This window comes from Endozoicomonas sp. SESOKO1 (assembly GCF_024606265.1).
Taxonomy (GTDB): Bacteria; Pseudomonadota; Gammaproteobacteria; order Pseudomonadales; family Endozoicomonadaceae; genus Endozoicomonas.
Genome location: NZ_JAHHPP010000017.1, coordinates 1 through 18,770, shown reverse-complemented (window position 1 = coordinate 18,770; position 18,770 = coordinate 1). Strand labels below are relative to the sequence as shown.

Sequence of the window (18,770 nt, the reverse complement as noted above, 5' to 3'; positions counted from 1 at the left end):
TAACAGCAACGTTTATCCAGCAGTTTAGCCACAATAAAACTGCTGCGTATGTCCATTTTTACAGAAAAAATAAATGCCCACTCTTTTCTGCCACAAAATAGACTTGCACCGCCGTTGAATAAAGAGTACCAATGTCGGATTAAATTTTGGCAAACAGGAGGAAGCCTGTGTACAAAGTTTACGGAGATGCGCTGTCCGGCAACTGCTACAAGATCAAGCTGCTGATGAGCCACCTGGATATTGACTGCGAGTGGGAGCACATCAATATTCTCGGCGGCGGAACCCATACGGATGAGTTCCTGGCCATGAATCCCAATGGCAAGATTCCAGTCATGGAATTACCCGACGGGAATTACCTGTGGGAATCCAATGCCATCCTGAACTACCTGGCCGACGGCACAGACTATCTCCCTTCAGACCCTTTCCTCAGGGCCAAAGTTCTGCAGTGGCAGTTTTTTGAGCAATACAGCCACGAGCCTTATATCGCAACGGCCAGGTTTATCGTGAAATTCCTTGGCAGACCCAAAAAGCATGAGGCCGCGCTTCAGGCCAAAAAAGCCAGTGGCTACAAAGCGCTACAGGTGATGGAAACACACCTGGAGCACCATGACTGGCTGGTGGGTGACCAGATGACCATTGCCGATATTTGCCTGTATGGCTACACGCATATTGCACCGGAAGGTGGCTATGGCCTGACTGACTTTCCTTTTATCATGGCCTGGCTTAAACGGATCAGGGAGCATCCAAGGCATGTAAAGATGGGTTAGGAGGCTGACCAGGAAAAGACTGCCCCCATCATCAAAGCATGTAAAAAAAAACGGATACTGATAGACTCCCCGCTCAGCACTTTTTATACAACTTATACAACGTTACACAACGCTGAGGTAAACAATGGGGTTTCTTGATCGGGTTCAGGCTGCCATGGAGAAAAACAACTCTCTGTTGTGCGTAGGCCTTGACCCTTCACCCGAGCGCTTTCCTGCTTCTATCCGGACGATGGAAAAGCCTGTCTTTGCATTCAATAAAGCCATTATTGATGCAACCGCCGACCTTGTCTGCTGTTATAAGCCTCAGGCCGCCTATTACCATGCCTGTGGCGCTGAAGATCAGCTGGCCATGACGATTGATTACATTCGTACTCAATATCCTGCTATCCCGGTTATTCTTGATTCCAAGCGCGGTGATATTGGCAGCACTGCCAGCCAGTACGCCATTGAAGCCTTTGAGCGTTATCAGGCCGATGCAGTAACCGTAAACCCCTATATGGGCATTGATACCATCGAGCCATTCTCAAGCTATGCGGATAAGGGAACAGTCGTTCTGTGTCGCACCTCAAACCCCGGTGCTGCCGCTATTCAGAACCTGTCCGTACAGCAGGCCAATGGTGAGTCTGCCATGCTGTATGAAGTGATTGCCAGGATGTGTCAGGAGCAGTGGAATGAGAATAACAACATCCTGCTGGTTGTGGGTGCAACGAACCCAGCGGAATTAAAGCGTATTCGGGAAATCACCGGCGACATGACATTCCTGGTGCCAGGGCTTGGGACTCAGGGTGGCGATGTTGAAGCAACCGTTAACAACGGCCTGAACAGCCAAGGCAAGGGAATTATTGTGAATTCATCCCGTGGCATTATTTACGCCAGTGGTGGCGATGACTTTGCCCAGGCAGCAAGGAACGCAGCGATCGAATTGCGGGATCAGGTAAACTTCTATAGATAGGCCCTGCCCATGGCTATTAACAAGATTCGTTAATAGCCATGGGCAATTTAGTAAAAAATATTCTAACTCCAGCATAAACACCACTACCAGATTGATGTCTCTTTCATGGATAACTTCTTTAAATTTGCCTGACAAGGTTATTCCATGGACAGATCATCGCCACTCTCCCTCTCTGTTGACAACTCAACCGATTTTCCTGATTACCGAACCTCGGCGGAAAACCAATCAGAAGCACAAGCGCTAAACAAGAGTTTACGAAAAGAGAAGTCTGAAAAAATGCTCCCTGATAGCCAGGCATGGGGCGATCACGATCCATCAAAATCTTTATCATCATTCAGGGCATCTCAGTATTCAAACCCGGGAGTTTCAATCACTCAGGGAAAGTTGACGGGCAGTGAACTTCACTCCTCTGACCAGTCTCAAGCCGAAGATTCAAGCGAAAAAGTTAAAAACAAAAAAATATTTTTTGAAGAAAAAATAGCGGAACAAAAGAACCAGACACGTCAACCCAAGACGTACAGATCCCCTCACTCACCCTCTCACTCAGTCTTTCACTCACTAGAGCCAAAAAATCAACCGGAAAAAGTCAGCCCCGACGGTCAATGGTTAAAAAAACCTGATAATGATAACGATCTCCCTCCAGCGACCTGGGAGCAAGATATCCAAACCGCTGGCCAAAACCCGCCAGTTTCAGCGACCAGACACCAGCCAACAGCACCGCCTGCCAGGACTGGATTATCACTTCTTTCACCACCACATCATCAGGAAGCAGCAACTTCAACAGAAGAACAACCAAAGGCACAACCCGACGAAAGAGCAAACCAGGAGCAGGAGTTACAGGACCTTATTGATGATATAAATAACTATCTTGCACGATTAAAAGCCAGTCAGGTAAGAGCCAGTCAGGAGAGCGGCTCTGTGAACGATTAAAAAGACCGGCATTCACTGATGTGTAATCCAAATCGGCTCATCTCCCGGTTACAAACCTCTTACATTAGAGTGCTGGTCTTGCCAGAGCGGAGTTGCTATAACGCTTTCCAGTATGGGACAAGAATAAGGCTCTGAAAAATATGTCTAGTTTGGAAAACCTCCTTGAAAATAATAGTCAGTGGTCCAAGTCCGTTCGTGAAGAAAAGCCTGGCTTTTTTGAACAGCTCTCTGAGCAGCAGGCGCCCAAGTATCTCTGGATCGGTTGCTCAGACAGTCGGGTACCTGCCAACGATATTGTTGGCCTCCTTCCGGGCGAACTTTTTGTCCACCGGAACGTTGCCAATCTGGTGGTCCATACCGATCTGAACTGCCTGTCAGTGCTTCAATATGCGGTTGACTACCTGAAAGTGGAGCACATTATTGTGACGGGCCATTACGGCTGTGGTGGTGTGCGTGAAGCCATGAATAACTCCAAACTGGGTCTGATCGATAACTGGCTGAGGCATGTTCAGGACGTTAAGAAGAAGCACTCCACGCTGCTTGAGAATGCTGGCAGTGATGATGAACAGTTCCAGAGAATGTGTGAACTCAATGTTCTGGAGCAGGTGCTGAACGTCTGTCAGACAACGATCATTCAGGATGCCTGGGATCGTGGCCAGAAACTGACCGTAAACAGCTGGGTTTATGGCTTGAAGGATGGCCTTGTCAGAGACCTTGGTCTGAACGTCAGTTCAAATAAAGACATTGATGAGAAGTACCCGGCAGCGCTTGATGTCATCGCCAGTAAGCAGGGTAGCTGAATGATCTGACACAGGAGGATTCTATCCTCCTGCTAAACCTCTGCCTCCTGATTATCCGTGTCCCCCATCGGCCCCTCCCCTTCAACAGGTTGGCTATACACGTCATCGTTATAGTAATACCCGGTATTTTTATCCACTACGGCTTCAGGGCTAAAAACACCGCTGCGAATATATGGCGAGCAAGCGGCGGCAATGATGCCTATCCCCTCGCCGATGGACACATCAACAGCATCATGTTTGGCCGCCAGAGTTCTTAATGTCCCTGCCAGGACCCCAAAACCAATGGCGCCCAACACGGCGATAAACCCCTTCCCGGCCGGTGAAGCAAGCGGCTCATTTGAGCAGACGGACAGTTTTGACAGCAAACGCTTGAAGGCAGGGGAAGACAGCGCCGCAGTATCTATAACATTAAGGACAACCTGCGACCAGACAATAGCCGAAACCGCAGCATGCCCTGAGGGCATGGCCTTGAAATCATCCGGATCCATGCACAATTTTCCATGGATATAGTCAGGATTCAGGACATAGGGACGCTCCTTATCAATTTTAATTTTCATATATTCAACAATTCCAACGACACTTGCCGTTAACATCAGGGATTTCACCACTTCACTGCCTTCTCTACGGAGCATTTTTTTCGCCAGCACCCTGAATTCATTTTCATTACCACCCGGCTCCAGCCCCTGCTCTCTTGAAGGTTTGCCTGCATACAGCCGTGCTACGAATTTAGCAATATGGCTGGCAAGAAGCGTCGCGCAGCCACCATACAATACAACGTCGCTTGCACCATCAGCCCATTCCACCACCGGATCGGAAAAACCAAAATCAGCATGCGCCGACAGTGTTCCATTTCGTGTTCCTGAAGGCCCCCATTCACACCCATTAGCAGTGGGCAGACTGTTGATGACCAGCAAAGAATAAACAACGGGCACCGCTGACATCAGGCGGGTCATAAGGCTATTGCCTCCTTCGGGTGCCGCCTGCCGGAGCGAGAATCGATTATCTGTTCCGGTTTGTTGCAATATAGACGTGACCCCGGATCTGAGAACCGCACCAAACCCTCTGAACGGTTTGACCTCACCAGGCCTCGGGATGGACCGGTCAAAAGGGTTTTCAGAAATGTCATGCGGTTCTTGCAGTGGTTTTGTTGAGACAATTGTTGAGGCAATTGTTGAGACAATATTCATAAGCAAAAATCTAACGTTATTTGGCTACTCGTTAGTCTCAGGTTGCCATCACAAAGTTCCTTGCCTGAAGCGAAAAGACCATGAACGACTATAGTTCTTTTTATTTATGTTGAAGGAAGTGCCCTTTTATGCTGATCGCCTGCTGCAGAGCATCCCTGCTCATTTCCGGTGTGCTGATTTCCGGAGTCATTACTGCTGCCCTGTCTAACCAGACCGAACAGCCTGACGGCTTCTGGGTACTTGAGAATAAAGATCTGGAAAAGCCCTGCGGAGGGCTGAAACTGAATCGTCCTCAGACATTCTCTCTTGTGGTGTTTGACAGTAATTGTCAACGTTACCAGGTGGAAGGAAACGTCCGCCGAAGAGAGCACTCATGGGAGCTGAAGAGTCAGGTGGACCACAGCAGCGTGTTCACTCTGACCAGGGAATCCAATAGGCTCAGGCTGGTCGATACCGAAGGTCTGGAAATGCTGTTTACGCCAGCTACGGAGGCAGAACTGGAACAGGAATTGAACAGGGCGAGAAGTCAGCGATGTGCTTTATCCCGGCTTTAGAGAGAATCCTTTTGATTTCATATAGCCCCAAAACCGTATAATAAATTATGATATTCACACCTAAAAAAAAGCAGGGCAAAAAGATGAGTAACTCTGATAAATACCCCGTACTCATGCGGCTGATGCACTGGACTGTCGGTCTTGTTATTTTGGGAATTATTGCTTCTGGCTGGTTTATGGTCGGGCTGGAAGACAACGTCAGCTATAAATACGACATCTATCACTTGCATAAATCCTTCGGTGTTCTGGTGATCTTCCTGCTGTTTGCCCGTCTGGTGATTCGCTGGGCCAGCAAGATTCCGAAACTGCCTGACACCATGCCTGCTTATGAGATAAAACTGGGAACACTGGTTCACTGGCTCCTCTATCTCTTTATGTTCCTGGTACCGGTGAGTGGCTATATGATGTCTGACGCTGGCGGTCGTGATGTGCCGCTGTTCAACCTGGTCATGCCCAGCTTCCTGGAAAACAATCGTGAGCTGGCGGGCCTGTTCCACGATATCCACGTCACGATTCCCTATGTTCTGCTGGCCATTGTGGTATTGCACGTTCTGGCAACCATCAAGCATCGATACTTCGATAAGCCGGAGCATGATGTACTGCACCGGATGCTTTGAAGGCTGGCTTTTTCTCCCCGGGTCAGCTCCTGTTCAGGAGCTGACCGCAGTAAACGTCAATGTCCTGTGTAAAGACGCCTTGTGAAAGATATTGGTTGTAGCCATTGTCCAGATAAGCCTTGAGCAATAGCGACGTTGTTCATGTTGCTCACGTTGTTCAGATAGCAATCGCCGCTAATCAAGTGAAGTTCTGAGTCGATAAGCCCTGCATGGATCTTACGACCTTGACCAGTCTTTTTTTCGGCTCTGCCTATAAGCCTTTAAGCCAGCATCGAGAGGTGATTGCAGATGCCCTGGTTTTATTAAACAGACAGCTGCAGAGCCGATTAACGTCCGATGACCAGTGGCATCAAAGAGCGGAATGGCTGATTGATTTTTCTCCATCCGTTGAAAAACTGGAGCAGGAAGTTCTGGCCAGGGTAAACCAGCCAACGTTGACAGCGCAGCGCAAGGGTCAGGTACTCTCTCTTCTGCAGACCCAGAATAACCTGGCGAACCTGATCTGCCGATTGGCTGAGCGATTAACTTATCGACCTCCCATGCTGACTGGAGACTTGCAGCGCTCTGTGGAACAGCTTAATCAGCACTTTGCCCGGGCTGTATTTTGCCTGAAGTCTGGCGTTGCAAAACAGAACCGTCTGGGCATGGCGGGTTTTAGAAAACCACAATCCCGGGCGTTGCTGACAATAAATCAGGAAGTAATGATTGCGGTGAATGGGTTACAGGGCAGGATTTCAGCCTGCAAAGGGGAAGTCTTTCACAATGAAGGAGAGTTGGACCCTCTTGATATGGCGCTTTTACTGCTGTCTCTTGAAGATATGGATGACCTTACACTCTGGATTCGCTTAATGGTCATCCACATGCAACGGCTTTAACGCGCAAAAATGGTGAAATGAGAGGAGGATTTTCGATCAATACGGTCTCTATTTAATAATGCACTCTACCCGCTTTTTCTGTGTTTTTTCCAGGTACTCCTGGAATTCTTTTGGCAGTCTTCCTGTTGTTGAACCTTCCCAGTGCACGGTTTGTCCCGCTGAATTTTTATATTGAAAGGTATGCTTTGCAACAGTTCGTCGACGTTTGCCTGTTTTCCCCGGGTCGTTAATGTTGTCCAGATCCGAGAGCGTAATACCAAGCTCAGCCATTTCTTTGTGAATAGCGACAATATCTTTCATTTTTTTCTGTCGTTTTGCATCCTCTTTAACCCTGGACTGCAATTTTTCCTTATGCACCTCTTTCAGGCGGTCCAGAATCTTTTCAAGCTCCTGAACACTGACATCTTTGAATAGAGAGCGAATCCGGGATTTACTACCCAGCCGATGATGTAACTCATCCAGTAATTTCATTGTATACCCTCAATCTACGGGAGCCTTTGACCATATGAGACTGGCAATGGCCTATCAACACGGTGCATGACATTAAGAAAGTCGACAAATTTCTGTTACGCAAGACTGGAACGGTTACCTGTTCGTTGTTCAGGTATGGAGTAATACACAGAATGCTTCTGCCTATTCCTCGTTCAATATGAATTAAAAGTAATGTATTTTGTTTGATTGGCAAGGAAATGGTGAGTTTGATCCTACGAAAATACGGTGCTTCATTTTACGGATACCACGATTTGCAGACGAGTACAGCCCTCTATTAATCAAATGATGGCGCACCTGTTTTACTCAGATGCCCTGCTGGATTGCATTGACTACACAGGGCATCAGCGGTGGGTTGGTGGGAGTTTTTGTTTTAGACATTTAACAGTAGTTATCTGAACCACTTCTTTCATCCCTTCGGTTTTCAGCCAGAGCCGCATCGTTTTACTTTTCTCTGTATTAATTGAAGGCAGATACATTGGAGGGAATCTGTTGACCCGTCGATAACAGAGGCTATAGCCCTGTATTTTTCACTCATGGCTATTGTGGCGCTCATGGCGGTTTGGAATGGGTGTTATCGGTTGGCCATCAAGACACGTTAGTGACTAATTATGCTCGGACGCGTTGTTCTTCCAACAGCCCTGTTGCTGTTGACTTACGGCTTTTGGGTTAGCTCAGAGTTTCAGGTGATCACGGCTGGCGTGGTTATTTTTCTACTGGGTATGGTTTATCTTGAAAAGGGCTTTAAAGTCTTTACCGGGGGATTACTTGAGGCGTTCCTTCAGAAAACCACCGACAGTCTCTGGAAAAGTCTGACATTTGGTATCACGACCACCGCTGTCCTGCAGTCCAGTTCCCTGGTTTCTGTCATTGTCATTTCATTTCTCAGTGCGGGCCTGATTGGCCTGACCGCTGGCGTTGGCATCATTTTCGGGGCAAATCTGGGCAGTACTTTAGGTGCATGGTTAGTTGCCTTGTATGGTATGAAATTAAAGCTGATTTCCTATGCCATGCCATTACTCGTCTTCGGTTTGATATTGAGGGCTCAGCAGGAGAAAAAATTCAGTGGTTTCGGTTACATCCTGCTGGGTATTGGCTTTCTCTTTCTTGGCATTCATTACATGAAGGGGGGGTTTGAAGCATTCCAGAATGTTATTGATTTCAGCAGTTTCTCCATGGCAGGCATGCAGGGCGTCCTGGTATTCACACTGTTTGGTGTTCTGGCTACCATCATCATGCAGTCAACCAATGCGGTGCTGGTACTTACCTTTTCTGCCCTGGCCACGGGCCAGCTGACTTACGATAATGCCCTGGCACTGGCTATCGGTTCAAATATAGGTACAACTGTAACGGCAGTGCTGGGAGCGATGGGGGCAAATGCTTCCGGGAAACGGTTGGCGGTGGCACATATTACGTTTAATGTCGCCACCGCAATTCTGGCGATCCTGTTGTTACCCCAGTTAAAGGCGCTTGTGGATTTTACTGCCGGATTTTTGCCGATCGAGGCAGACGACTACAGTCTTAAGCTTGCGCTATTCCACAGCCTGTTTAATGTCATGGGCATATTGGTTCAACTTCCTTTTATTAACCTGCTTATCCGCTGGCTGGAAACGCTCTTTGTTGATTCTGCCGGGCACTCTCACCTGAATCTTGCCACTGAGGATAATCCGGCAATTCACCGGGCACGCCACTTAACACCGGCAACATTAAATTATCCGGATACGGCGCTAAGGGCCCTGACCCGGGAGTGTGACCACCTATACAGGAATACACTGGAACTGATCTGTTATGGGATATATCTGACCGGTGACAAGCTGAGGGAGTCTGACAGCCTGACGGATCTGGTTAACAATTGGGTTCGTGATAATCAGCCCTGGACCATAAAAGAGCTTTATATCCGACATATCAAAGGTATATATGCGGATATTATTCACTATTCAGGGGCCATAGAAGGCAATCTTCCGAGACCACAGGTGCAGGAGTTATTTGCACTCAAGGTTGCCTGTCGTGATTTTGTCCAAGCCATCAAGCATGTAAAGCATATCTATAAGAATATGGGGCACTACCTTCATTCGGATAATGAGCAGATACGCCATCAGTACAATCAGCTCAGACTTTGCCTTGCATCAGTTTTGAAGCTGATTGATGTATTGGGAGTACGTCGAAATTATGATCATATTCGTCAGCATGCGGAACAGTTAAAGCAGGAACTCAGGGAACAGGATGAGCAGATGCACAAAAAGCTGAATGAACTCATCCGCTCCAATCAGGTTGACTCATTTATGGCCAGCTCTTTGATGAATGACAGTGCTCATGTACACGATGCCTGTACCAACCTTATCGATGGGGCCGTGATTATGTTGACCAGGGATCGGGAAGAATATCGAGAGATCGATCTTAACTTTGATGTTCGTTCTGACACCAATTCCACCTCCTGAACATAAACTGCGAAGCCACCATATTCAGAAGGCAGATTTTGTATAATTATCAGGCGACCATTAGCTTGAAGCCTATTTTGGCAAGATAGCTTCGTTCTGAATCAAAGTTTGCCACGGTCAGCGGGTGTTGTTCGATCCATTCGTCCGGGAAAAACAGGGATACAGTGGAGCCGGATGCGCTGATGGAATATTCCGGTAAGGTATCATCGCGACCATGACTCAGCACATTGGCAATTCTCAACAGGATAATCAGCGGTATCAGCTGGCGTGATATCGGTTTTGGCCAGCCAGAAAGCAGCGATTTGGATATGGAACGTCGGTGACCCCTGACCAGTAGCGCAAGCTGCTGCTGCTCTCTCTTGCTGAACCCCATCAGGTCAGAGTTATCAATCAGGTAAGCGCCATGTCGATGGTACTGTGTATGGGATATATCAAGCCCTATCTGACAAACGCGCGCAGCCCAGCAGAGCAGCTCAAGATCATTGTCCTCCAGCCCCCAGGTGTCGGCGGTCATGGCAAAGCAGTTCCGGGCATGTTTCATAACCCTGAAGGCCTGTTGCTTATCAACATGATAGCGGCTCATCAAGGCATTGATGGTTCGCTCCCGCACGTCTTCATGGCGGTCCCGGCCGAGCATATCGTGCAGGACCCCTTCCCGAAGGGCGCCGTCAGAGTAATGCATACGCTCGATGCCAAGAGCATCAAAGCCTGCCATGAGAATGGCCAGACCGGCGGGAAAAATCGCCTGACGATCAGGCTTCAGCCCCGGAAAACGGACACGACCGATCTGGCTGAACTTCAGGACTTTTTGCTTGAGCATCTCAAGGCTGTCCCGGGTGATGGTATCACTCTCACCCATGGCCTGCAGAATGCTGCTGACCGCCCGGACGGAACCGGATGACCCAACGGCATCAACCCAGCCCAACCGGGTAAATGACTGTTCAATATTGAGTAATTCAAGTCGTGCCGCATAATAAGCCGACTGGAATCGTTGTGGCGATAACTCTCCGGTGCCAAAAAAACGGTCGGTAAACACCACACAGCCCATGTGCAGGCTTTCCATCAACTTTGGCTCAAAACGTTCGCCGATAACGAACTCAGTACTCCCGCCACCGATGTCCATCACCAGGCGGCGCTCATTATCATCAGACTGGGTTTGGGCTACACCAAGATAGATGAGACGTGCTTCTTCCCTTCCCGCAATAATTTCAACCGGATACCCCAGGATCGACTGGGCTTTCTCAACAAAAACATCGCTGTTTCGGGCCTTACGCAGGGCATTGGTGCCCACAACCCTGACCGCTTGAAAGGTATTGCCAGAGAGGTATTGTGCAAACTGCTCCAGGCAGCTGAAGCCCCGCTTCATTGCTTCAGCCGTGATCTCGTCGTGCTGGTTAAGCCCGGCAGCTAACTGAACTTTCTTACCCAGCCTTTCTACCGGGCGGATTTCACCCTGATCCACCCTGGCCACGATCATGTGAAAGCTGTTTGAGCCAAGGTCTATGGCGGCTACCAGTGGTAGGCTGCTGGACTGTTCACGCCCTTGTTGTGTCATCGTATTTCACAGCTAATAGATTGAAAAAATTTTGTTTTTCAGTGCCGTCAACGCTTGTTTCGCCAAATTGGCAATACCGGGTTGCAGACCAGAGCATAACATAAGCCTGGTCATGGACAGAGCACTCAGCCCTCGGCTCCCAGAGCCAAAGTCATCTTAGCCGTGGACGAAGAAAAAATCCTTTCGGGAGCAACGAAATGGTCTGAGGACTTTATGCAACCCTGGGCTTTTGCCACTGGGCACCACGCCCTCTGCCGACCGGTTCCAGCAAGCCTTCCGCACGCATCTGCTGAACCACTTTTTTGACCAGTTCCCGGCTGACTGTCGGTATTTGCAGGCAAATATCCGCAATGGAAAAAGCATGACGGGTCTGCTCAACAGCCATTCTTACCAGCTGTGATTTGGGCGCGCGACTGCCCTGCCACTGCAGGGTATGAATTTTATCTTCCAGCTCATCGTAAGCACGGATCAGGGTATTCAGGAAAAAATCAATCCACGGCATCGGGTTGTGCTGCCCTTCATGCCAGCCTTTTACACTCAGCTGTAACGCTCTTTTATAGGCCTGCTCATGCCGGACCAGAACCCGCTCAAGACTAATCAGCTGAGCGACCTGATAGCCATTAAGTGCCAGCATCATCGCCATCATCAACCAGGCTATTCGGGCATTGCCATCGCTGAAAGGGTGAATACAGAGAAAATCCAGTACTACCGCTGGTATCAGTAACAGAGGCTCAACCTGGTGCTGAAGCCCCTCATGATAATACGCCACCAATTCATCCATTGCGTCGGCAACCGCTGTGGCTGGCATGGTTCGATACAGAACACCGATTCTCTGGCCTTTGCTGTCCCGCTCAACAATCTCTTTATTGGTAACCCGCCAGCGTCCTCCTTCGTGGGGCACATGGGCATATAACATGGCGTGCAGCTGCCGGATAAGGCTGACCGACAAGGTCATGTGTTCGCCTGGCTCAACCACAATCTCCAGGCCATCCCGATAGCCAGCAACCTGCCTCTCAACCGGCGCGGTCGGACGGTATTCCTTGTGTACCAGTGTACGGACCAGCTCTCTGGAAACGACAATGCCATCCAGACGGCTGCTGTATTCCACAGATTCCAGTACCGCAACCTGACGGAGCGTATCCAGGACCTCCGGTTGTTGACGGATGGTCACCAGTTGACGGCCTCTGAATTCTCCCAGTTGCCGAAAAAGACCCAGCTGATAACTGCTGAAGGCATAACCGGTTAGATGCTGAAGTGTTTTCATACGCAATTAGATTAAAACTTACAGACTTGTACACACATCAAATTACAGACCATGGCGTCCGGGTCATTTCGGCAGGATGAGGCACAAGGGTTAAATTCCCCACCCAGCTCCGTACAGGTTTCTTCTGCCATGAACTCACACTCCTGATGCTCTTCCAGCCAACGGCTTCCCTCAAAAGAGAGGCAAGCCAGCACATTCTCAGGCCCGGTTGCCGTGATCTGGGCAGGAATGGAGCGCGTCATGCGAACATCTTTCAGGACTCCGGCTTTGCTCAGTGCCATCACCTGCAGCATCACGGGGTCAGGAGTCATGGTTGAACCGGTAAACTGACGGGTTACGGCTATTTCCGGGCTTTGTCCATTAACATCCTGTGACTCCTGAGTGGCGGCACAGCCAGCCAGCAACATTGCCAGTGAAACCAGCATTCCAGAAATGATTTTTTTCATTGAAATACCTCAATCCGGTAAAAAATAGTATTTATTCACCGGGGCGTGACATTGTCCAGCCAAATCGCTCCAACAGTTGATCAAACACAGTATCCATAGGAGCATAAAAAGTAATGGGCTTCCCGGTAACAGGGTGATCCATTGCCATTTTGGAGCAATGCAGCAGCAATCGGTCAGCTTCAAAGTGCTCTGCAAAATACCGGTTATGGTTTCCCTTCCCGTGCTTGGCATCACCAATAATGGGGTGGGAGATATGCTTCATATGCCGACGAACCTGGTGCTTGCGACCGGTTCCGGGCTTTGCCTCCACCAGCGAATACCGGCTGCAGGGGTATCGGTCAATCGCTATTGGCAGTTCAACCGTTGCCAGCCGATGATATTCGGTTATCGCTTCCTGGGCAGGTTTATCCTGACGCACTTTGCGATCGGCTATTTTATCCAGCTTCTCCTTCAACGGATGGTCAATCACACCAGACTCAGGTGTATAGCCCCTGACAATGGCATGATAGATTTTACGGATCTGGCCTTCCTTAAACTGCTCACCTGCCAGTCTGGCAACGTCGGACGACAGGGCAAAAACAAGCACTCCGGACGTCGGTTTATCCAGTCGATGAAGGGGAAACACAGGTTGACCGATCTGATCCCTCAATAGCTGAATGGCGAAGCGGGTCTCATGACGATCAATCATGGATCGGTGCACCAGCAAACCGGAGGGTTTATTGATAGCCACCAGCCACGGGTCCTGATAGATAATATCAAGGTGTTCTGCAGGCGCTTTGATCATGCCTTTTGTCCAACCCAAAAAAATCTCCAAGAGTAAGTAGCTAACCCTATGAAATCAATATTTCATAGGGTTAGCTACTTAAAGGCTTTCGAAGATCAAATCCATTGATGAAGGGAAAGTTAATTTTCCCTGTTAAAATATCCTTATTAAAATATAAGGTTGTGTTAATTCCTGATCACAACCATACCCTCCCGTTCCGGTATATCTCACACTGTCTGTCAGACACTTTTATTTCTCTGGTCTAAACTAAATCCTCTTAGCCATATCAAGTGCAGAGCTATGTCATTAGTTGTTAATTTTCTCAATGAATTCAGGGACTGCCTGCTCAATGGTAATGAAGATCAGGTTCTGGAATTGAATATGCCTGACGACTTCACAGGCTGGGGTATCACCGAAAGTGACAATTACCATTGTCTGGCTGATCTGTATAAGCGGTCAGGGCGATACTTTCAGGAACGGGACTCCGTCGATATTCAACTGGAACCATTAGATAGCTTTGGCAATGGCAAAGCCATGATGGTCGCCTGCCGTTTCAAACGTAACATTCAATTCAAGAGTGGTTTAAGGCTGAAAGACAAGAATTTGCGGCTAACATTTTACCTTGTTGAACATCAGGGCAAGCTCAGGATCCGTCATAGTCATCTCAGCAAAGCCTGGCCGGAGGCAATGCCATTCCCGGTTACCCCTGTTCCCGGAAGACCTCAACCAGAACTGACGGATCACTCTGTACGGCTGGACTCTATCAGCATCGCCCCATTTCTTGACGCACTGAACAAGCGGGTCAATTACATTGAATCCGTTGATATGTCCGGGCTTGAGTCTCTTCAGCACCCAAGTCAGAGCAGGGTTTATTTTCCGATTCAGGGAAACAGCGAGCTTCGTGGAACCCGGCAATATACCCGGCATCTTCATGCTCTTGCTGAAAAGTACGCCAATCCATTGCTTAAATACCATCACCCGGTAGCCTTTCAGGATCAATCTCTGGTCTGTCTCTGTGCCTATGCTGAATCGTCCTGTCTGGATCAGATCACCGGTGAAAAAATCAGTGCCTCGCCACTGCGGGTAACCTACATACTTCAGGAACATGAAGGCCAGTGGTTATGCCGACACAGCCACTGGTCACTGCCCTGCCCCGCCCCTGCTAATGATGTTTGAAAATAAATTAATCGCCGCCTGGCTTCAAAGCAGGTCAGCAACATCAGCCCTGAGCAACGGCTCCTTGCCCAGATCAAAACCGGCAACCGCAATATGCAGGGTAAACAGTTGCTTCAGCGTGGCAAAGTCTCTCGGCCCGGGCCACTGGTCTTCATCCTCAGTCCACACAGAGAACTCATTCTCCAGTATGGAGCGCGCTTGATCACTGATACCATCGACCAGACCCTGTTCAGACTCATGCTCGTCAAAAAGGTAGGCACCACCTTCAAGGTCCCACGCCTCTGGCAGCTCGACATCCAGACTTTCTACCCAATCGATGAACTCTGTTTTTGGCTTCAAGGTAATGACACAACGGTTAATAAACTTCATTTTTCGCCTGTTTAATCAAGTAGTGTGTAGACCATCAGTTGGCAGATTAGCACTCTTTCAAGAAAACAGGACAGGAAAGTCGACTTTGCGTTCCCTTGCCAACAACCCTCCACCAAAATTGTGAGATTCTACACCGAATTTTTCATTCAAGGCTGCAAACTTTTTATTGATATCTTCCAGCTCTCTGGATATTAATGATCCCAATCAGTTGATCGGGAATCACTGATAAACTGTGATAGTCGTCAGCATGATAAAAATAAGCATCCGAGGGATAAAAAAGCGGGAATAAATGTCATAGAAAATGATCGAAAACTGAATTGGAATATCAAAATGTATGGTGCAGTTTCCAATAGTAATGGCCAGAGCACATTCACCGGTGCAGCTCGATCTGGCCTTGATGCCACAGATAAGTCATCAGCTCCTGTTCTTCCTGCCTTGCCAAAAAAGACTTCCCTTGCCCAAAGCCCTGCACCTTCCACTGCCCTGACGGCAAGAACCATCGCATCATCAGGGCATTATAACCCAAGGCCCTTGCCGAAAAACTGGCAATGCCAATTTATCTCTGGAGTCCTGAATGGAGAAGTACGCACCATTTCAGCATTGCTTCAACAAGGTGCCGATGTTAATTGCAACCTCTCCGGACAGATTTCAAGATTACATCAACAATCTGTCAACATCAGCGGGGTAGCTCCCTCCACTGTCGCCTACCTGGCCAAGAGTGTTGCGCGGGGATTGCCGTGCACCCCACTCTGGCTGGCAACCAGGGCTGGCGATCTTGAAATGGTAAAACTTCTGCTGGCCGAGGGGGCACTCCCTGATGCCAGTGACCCTCGCTATGCACCTCTGACAATAGCGGCTGCTTCCGGGCATCAGGAGATTGTCAGGGTTCTGCTGCAATATAATGCAGATATACAAGCTGGCAGTGCCACAGGTGCTAAATCACCATTGTACTGGGCCATTCATGCTGGTCATCAGTATATAGTGGAGTTTCTGGAAAAGAACGGTGCGTACCTGCAAATCGGTTGCCCGGGCATGGGCGCCCCGATTCAACAAGCCGCCAGAATGGGGTTGTCCAGGGTTATAGAGTATCTGCTCAATCTGGGCGAGGACATTGATAACCACAGTACCGGCCCGCTTACCCCGGTTTATGCCGCAGCGATCAACGGCAATTTCGAGCTGGTCAGGTCACTGCTTGAACGAGGCGCAAACAATAGCCATGGTGAAACCGGTGACAATACCCTGATCTGGGCTGCCTGCCACAGCGGCAACCTGCAAATGGTCAACTATCTGCTTGATCAGGGGGCAGACATCAACGCCAACTGCGGTAATACCTACTCCCAGACAAACCCGCACCCCATCGAGGCAGCGGCCTATTCTGGCAATGTGCAACTGTTGAAGCTCTTGCTGGAGCGCCTGAAGCTGAATATTAACACCCCCAACCTCAGCGCCACTCTGTTCCGGCAAGCTGCTGAGGGTGGCAAAGTGGTGATGATGGATTACATACTCAAGAGGGTAACCATCAACATTAATGAGAAGGGTTACCATTCCCCGATCTCTGCAGCGGCCCGCAGTGGCTCCATCGAAGCGGTGGAATGGCTGCTTGACAAGGGCGCAGACATTGAAGCCAACTGCACAGGCCAACAAACCCCTCTGTGTCAGGCTTGCGCCCGGGGGCACCTCGAACTGGCCAAATTCCTGCACAGCAAGGGGGCAAGACTTGACGGCAAGACAGGGTTGGATTCGCCAATCTATTGGGCAGCCAGCTCCGGCAGTATTGATACCGTGGCATATTTGCTTGACAGGGGCGTCAGCGTCAATGCCAGCGCTTCAGGCTTTTATACTCCTATCTATAAAGCAGCGGGGGAAGGGCTTGGGGAGATGGTGGAATATCTGCTGGAAAAAGGCGCAGATGTCAATGCCAACAGTGGGAAGGATATGCCTATTGTCAAGGCGGCATCGCGGGGGGACCTTGAGCTGGTCAGGCGTCTGGTTCATAAATCCGCAACAATTAATGCGCATTCTTTGCTCCGCGCTGCCGCAATGGGGGGGCATTGCCCCGTATTGGAATATCTGTTTGAAGAAAAAACAATACTGCAGCGTATCGAATCGTCACACTTTTCAATGCCGATCACTCAAGCGTCCATTCTGGGCCAACTGAACGCAATAAAGTATCTGCTCGGCGCATTCGAGACCCATTTCAGTGCTGCCCCCAGGCCTGATATCTCCGAACCCTTCTGGTTAGCGGCCCAGGGAGGCCATACTGATGTGGTGAGGTATCTTGTTGAGCTGGGGGCTGACGTTAATATGGAATACCAGAACCTTGGCAGCGCACTCTGGACTGCATCACAGTATGGTCATCTGGATACCGTCAAGTACCTGCATCAACAGGGTGCCAACATTCGCTACTCAAACCCCTACAACAACACGGATGTACTGTCTGTCGCTGAGCAAAAGGGCCATCAGGATGTGGTTGAATTCCTGCAACAACAGCTTAATCACTGTCCTCCCAATCTCCAGCAGTCCCTGCCGGAAGCCCTGTGGGCGCTTCCCCTCCATGGGTCAAAAGATGGGTCAAAAAATATGTGAAATGTAAAATGGGTCAATAAGGCAAAGATGAGACAAAAAGGGATATTATTGAACGGGAATTAAAACTCCATTTTCTTCATCAGTCATTGAATCACCAGAATAGAATTATTGCTGAAAATAATCCCTCAGGATTGGCCAACCATAATAGGCAAATATTGCGCCCACTAACACCCAAAATGAACGGCTTGAAAGGATATCAAGAAAAGTAGCAGGTATTTCCTTGAGACACATCTTCAAGAAATCAATCTCAGTCAGAACTGCATGTGCATACTCATCAGTAATGCCGTGTTCGTTGGCAAATTCCCTCACTGCCTGCTCGTAACCATCACTAAACCCGATATCGATAAGCAACGATTCGGCCAGCCGATTACCCAGACTCTTTGTGTAAGCGGTAAATGGCTCACCACACCTTTCCACCGGGCAACTCGGGTATATAAAGGGAGGAACCACCACGCACTTTTTATGAAATGCATGACCCCGGGCGCACTTGATAACCTCTGGCGGATTGCCAACATCCATTGGTATCTGGCATAGCCCACAACTGTTTACTGTCATTGCGTTAGCCATTTCATCATTACCTCTTAATCAAATGAACTTTTCATGTTGGTAAAATAATGACTTTTATGACTGATGATTTACAAACAAGTTCAACAACTCCGTGAGTAGCTTCAAGAATTTTGTTGTTTTCATGGAACGCATAGTCAAGAGCGTTTACCTTGGCTTCCAGTGACATAGGTACTAGGAGGCTGTCCGAGAATAGACTGCCATCCTTGCTACGGGCGCTATTCTCGGACAGCCTCCTACCTGTTTTTATTGAATGAGCCATGAGCATAGTAGACATTGAGAGATGGCACAGAGACACCTGACACCAGCATCAGCGGGTGTTTTATATACCAATCTATTTATCAGAAGGAAGGTTTACCAAACCCGTCGTAAAGCATTGCCTGATCGGGCCGGGCCGCGCAGGCGGTGATATAAGACAGGAGCGCCGGGCCGCGCAGG

The 18,770-nt window shown here is 49.0% G+C and carries 18 protein-coding genes; 10 read left to right on the top strand and 8 right to left on the bottom strand.

Annotated elements, in window-relative coordinates; genetic code table 11:
• Positions 1 to 167: 167 nt before the first annotated feature.
• The 4 genes from KDK13_RS01100 to can all read left to right on the top strand — a co-directional run bounded on the left by KDK13_RS01100 (position 168) and on the right by can (position 3,449).
• A complete protein-coding gene (locus tag KDK13_RS01100; protein WP_257282899.1) occupies positions 168 to 767 on the top strand; it encodes a glutathione S-transferase family protein in 600 nt (199 codons plus the stop codon).
• A 124-nt stretch (positions 768 to 891) separates the two neighbouring features.
• Positions 892 to 1,719: an orotidine-5'-phosphate decarboxylase gene (pyrF, locus tag KDK13_RS01095; protein WP_257282897.1), complete on the top strand. Its 828-nt coding sequence runs from the start codon at positions 892 to 894 to the stop codon at positions 1,717 to 1,719.
• Between the two features lie 144 nt (positions 1,720 to 1,863).
• A complete protein-coding gene (locus tag KDK13_RS01090) occupies positions 1,864 to 2,649 on the top strand; it encodes a hypothetical protein (RefSeq protein WP_257282896.1) in 786 nt (261 codons plus the stop codon).
• A 140-nt stretch (positions 2,650 to 2,789) separates the two neighbouring features.
• Complete coding sequence (gene can / locus KDK13_RS01085; protein WP_257282895.1) at positions 2,790 to 3,449, top strand: carbonate dehydratase; 660 nt, start codon at positions 2,790 to 2,792, stop codon at positions 3,447 to 3,449.
• Between the two features lie 32 nt (positions 3,450 to 3,481).
• Here the strand turns inward: can and KDK13_RS01080 are convergent, their stop codons facing one another.
• On the bottom strand, positions 3,482 to 4,402 hold the full coding sequence (locus KDK13_RS01080) for a phosphatase PAP2 family protein (RefSeq protein ID WP_257282894.1): 921 nt from the start codon (positions 4,400 to 4,402) through the stop codon (positions 3,482 to 3,484).
• A gap of 362 nt (positions 4,403 to 4,764) precedes the next feature.
• Between KDK13_RS01080 and KDK13_RS01075 the strand changes: the two genes are divergently transcribed.
• The 3 genes from KDK13_RS01075 to KDK13_RS01065 all read left to right on the top strand — a co-directional run bounded on the left by KDK13_RS01075 (position 4,765) and on the right by KDK13_RS01065 (position 6,682).
• Positions 4,765 to 5,190 (top strand): hypothetical protein, encoded by a 426-nt coding sequence (locus tag KDK13_RS01075; protein WP_257282893.1) that lies wholly within the window; start codon positions 4,765 to 4,767, stop codon positions 5,188 to 5,190.
• An 83-nt stretch (positions 5,191 to 5,273) separates the two neighbouring features.
• Positions 5,274 to 5,807, top strand: coding sequence for a cytochrome b (locus KDK13_RS01070; RefSeq protein WP_257282892.1), 534 nt, complete (start codon positions 5,274 to 5,276; stop codon positions 5,805 to 5,807).
• A 224-nt stretch (positions 5,808 to 6,031) separates the two neighbouring features.
• Positions 6,032 to 6,682 (top strand): hypothetical protein, encoded by a 651-nt coding sequence (locus KDK13_RS01065; protein WP_257282891.1) that lies wholly within the window; start codon positions 6,032 to 6,034, stop codon positions 6,680 to 6,682.
• A 48-nt stretch (positions 6,683 to 6,730) separates the two neighbouring features.
• Here the strand turns inward: KDK13_RS01065 and KDK13_RS01060 are convergent, their stop codons facing one another.
• Positions 6,731 to 7,153, bottom strand: a complete 423-nt coding sequence (locus tag KDK13_RS01060) for an H-NS histone family protein (protein WP_257282889.1) — start codon at positions 7,151 to 7,153, stop codon at positions 6,731 to 6,733.
• A 629-nt stretch (positions 7,154 to 7,782) separates the two neighbouring features.
• Here KDK13_RS01060 and KDK13_RS01055 point away from each other — a divergent pair.
• The gene (locus KDK13_RS01055) at positions 7,783 to 9,609 is read left to right on the top strand and encodes a Na/Pi cotransporter family protein (protein WP_257282887.1); all 1,827 of its coding nucleotides are present in this window, start codon (positions 7,783 to 7,785) and stop codon (positions 9,607 to 9,609) included.
• 49 nt (positions 9,610 to 9,658) lie between these two features.
• Here the strand turns inward: KDK13_RS01055 and KDK13_RS01050 are convergent, their stop codons facing one another.
• The 4 genes from KDK13_RS01050 to truC form a co-directional block, all read right to left on the bottom strand.
• Positions 9,659 to 11,164 (bottom strand): Ppx/GppA phosphatase family protein, encoded by a 1,506-nt coding sequence (locus tag KDK13_RS01050; RefSeq protein ID WP_257282886.1) that lies wholly within the window; start codon positions 11,162 to 11,164, stop codon positions 9,659 to 9,661.
• Between the two features lie 211 nt (positions 11,165 to 11,375).
• Complete coding sequence (locus KDK13_RS01045; RefSeq protein WP_257282885.1) at positions 11,376 to 12,428, bottom strand: Fic family protein; 1,053 nt, start codon at positions 12,426 to 12,428, stop codon at positions 11,376 to 11,378.
• Positions 12,429 to 12,439: 11 nt separating this feature from the next.
• Positions 12,440 to 12,874 (bottom strand): hypothetical protein, encoded by a 435-nt coding sequence (locus KDK13_RS01040; RefSeq protein WP_257282884.1) that lies wholly within the window; start codon positions 12,872 to 12,874, stop codon positions 12,440 to 12,442.
• Positions 12,875 to 12,905: 31 nt separating this feature from the next.
• Entirely contained in the window at positions 12,906 to 13,676 is a 771-nt protein-coding gene (truC, locus tag KDK13_RS01035; RefSeq protein WP_257282883.1) for a tRNA pseudouridine(65) synthase TruC, read from the bottom strand.
• Positions 13,677 to 13,937: 261 nt separating this feature from the next.
• Between truC and KDK13_RS01030 the strand changes: the two genes are divergently transcribed.
• A complete protein-coding gene (locus KDK13_RS01030; RefSeq protein ID WP_257282881.1) occupies positions 13,938 to 14,813 on the top strand; it encodes a nuclear transport factor 2 family protein in 876 nt (291 codons plus the stop codon).
• Positions 14,814 to 14,837: 24 nt separating this feature from the next.
• Here the strand turns inward: KDK13_RS01030 and KDK13_RS01025 are convergent, their stop codons facing one another.
• Positions 14,838 to 15,182 (bottom strand): hypothetical protein, encoded by a 345-nt coding sequence (locus KDK13_RS01025; protein ID WP_257282880.1) that lies wholly within the window; start codon positions 15,180 to 15,182, stop codon positions 14,838 to 14,840.
• A gap of 330 nt (positions 15,183 to 15,512) precedes the next feature.
• Between KDK13_RS01025 and KDK13_RS01020 the strand changes: the two genes are divergently transcribed.
• A complete protein-coding gene (locus tag KDK13_RS01020; protein ID WP_257282879.1) occupies positions 15,513 to 17,768 on the top strand; it encodes an ankyrin repeat domain-containing protein in 2,256 nt (751 codons plus the stop codon).
• 105 nt (positions 17,769 to 17,873) lie between these two features.
• Here the strand turns inward: KDK13_RS01020 and KDK13_RS01015 are convergent, their stop codons facing one another.
• Entirely contained in the window at positions 17,874 to 18,335 is a 462-nt protein-coding gene (locus KDK13_RS01015) for a hypothetical protein (RefSeq protein ID WP_257282878.1), read from the bottom strand.
• Positions 18,336 to 18,770 lie beyond the last annotated feature (435 nt).

Coding starts and splice junctions, on each gene's coding strand:
- pyrF (WP_257282897.1), top strand. CDS start 892: ATGGGGTTTCTTGATCGGGTTCAGGCTGCCATGGAGAAAAACAACTCT.
- KDK13_RS01090 (WP_257282896.1), top strand. CDS start 1,864: ATGGACAGATCATCGCCACTCTCCCTCTCTGTTGACAACTCAACCGAT.
- can (WP_257282895.1), top strand. CDS start 2,790: ATGTCTAGTTTGGAAAACCTCCTTGAAAATAATAGTCAGTGGTCCAAG.
- KDK13_RS01080 (WP_257282894.1), bottom strand. CDS start 4,402: ATGACCCGCCTGATGTCAGCGGTGCCCGTTGTTTATTCTTTGCTGGTC.
- KDK13_RS01075 (WP_257282893.1), top strand. CDS start 4,765: ATGCTGATCGCCTGCTGCAGAGCATCCCTGCTCATTTCCGGTGTGCTG.
- KDK13_RS01070 (WP_257282892.1), top strand. CDS start 5,274: ATGAGTAACTCTGATAAATACCCCGTACTCATGCGGCTGATGCACTGG.
- KDK13_RS01060 (WP_257282889.1), bottom strand. CDS start 7,153: ATGAAATTACTGGATGAGTTACATCATCGGCTGGGTAGTAAATCCCGG.
- KDK13_RS01055 (WP_257282887.1), top strand. CDS start 7,783: ATGCTCGGACGCGTTGTTCTTCCAACAGCCCTGTTGCTGTTGACTTAC.
- KDK13_RS01050 (WP_257282886.1), bottom strand. CDS start 11,164: ATGACACAACAAGGGCGTGAACAGTCCAGCAGCCTACCACTGGTAGCC.
- KDK13_RS01045 (WP_257282885.1), bottom strand. CDS start 12,428: ATGAAAACACTTCAGCATCTAACCGGTTATGCCTTCAGCAGTTATCAG.
- KDK13_RS01040 (WP_257282884.1), bottom strand. CDS start 12,874: ATGAAAAAAATCATTTCTGGAATGCTGGTTTCACTGGCAATGTTGCTG.
- KDK13_RS01030 (WP_257282881.1), top strand. CDS start 13,938: ATGTCATTAGTTGTTAATTTTCTCAATGAATTCAGGGACTGCCTGCTC.
- KDK13_RS01025 (WP_257282880.1), bottom strand. CDS start 15,182: ATGAAGTTTATTAACCGTTGTGTCATTACCTTGAAGCCAAAAACAGAG.
- KDK13_RS01020 (WP_257282879.1), top strand. CDS start 15,513: ATGTATGGTGCAGTTTCCAATAGTAATGGCCAGAGCACATTCACCGGT.
- KDK13_RS01015 (WP_257282878.1), bottom strand. CDS start 18,335: ATGGCTAACGCAATGACAGTAAACAGTTGTGGGCTATGCCAGATACCA.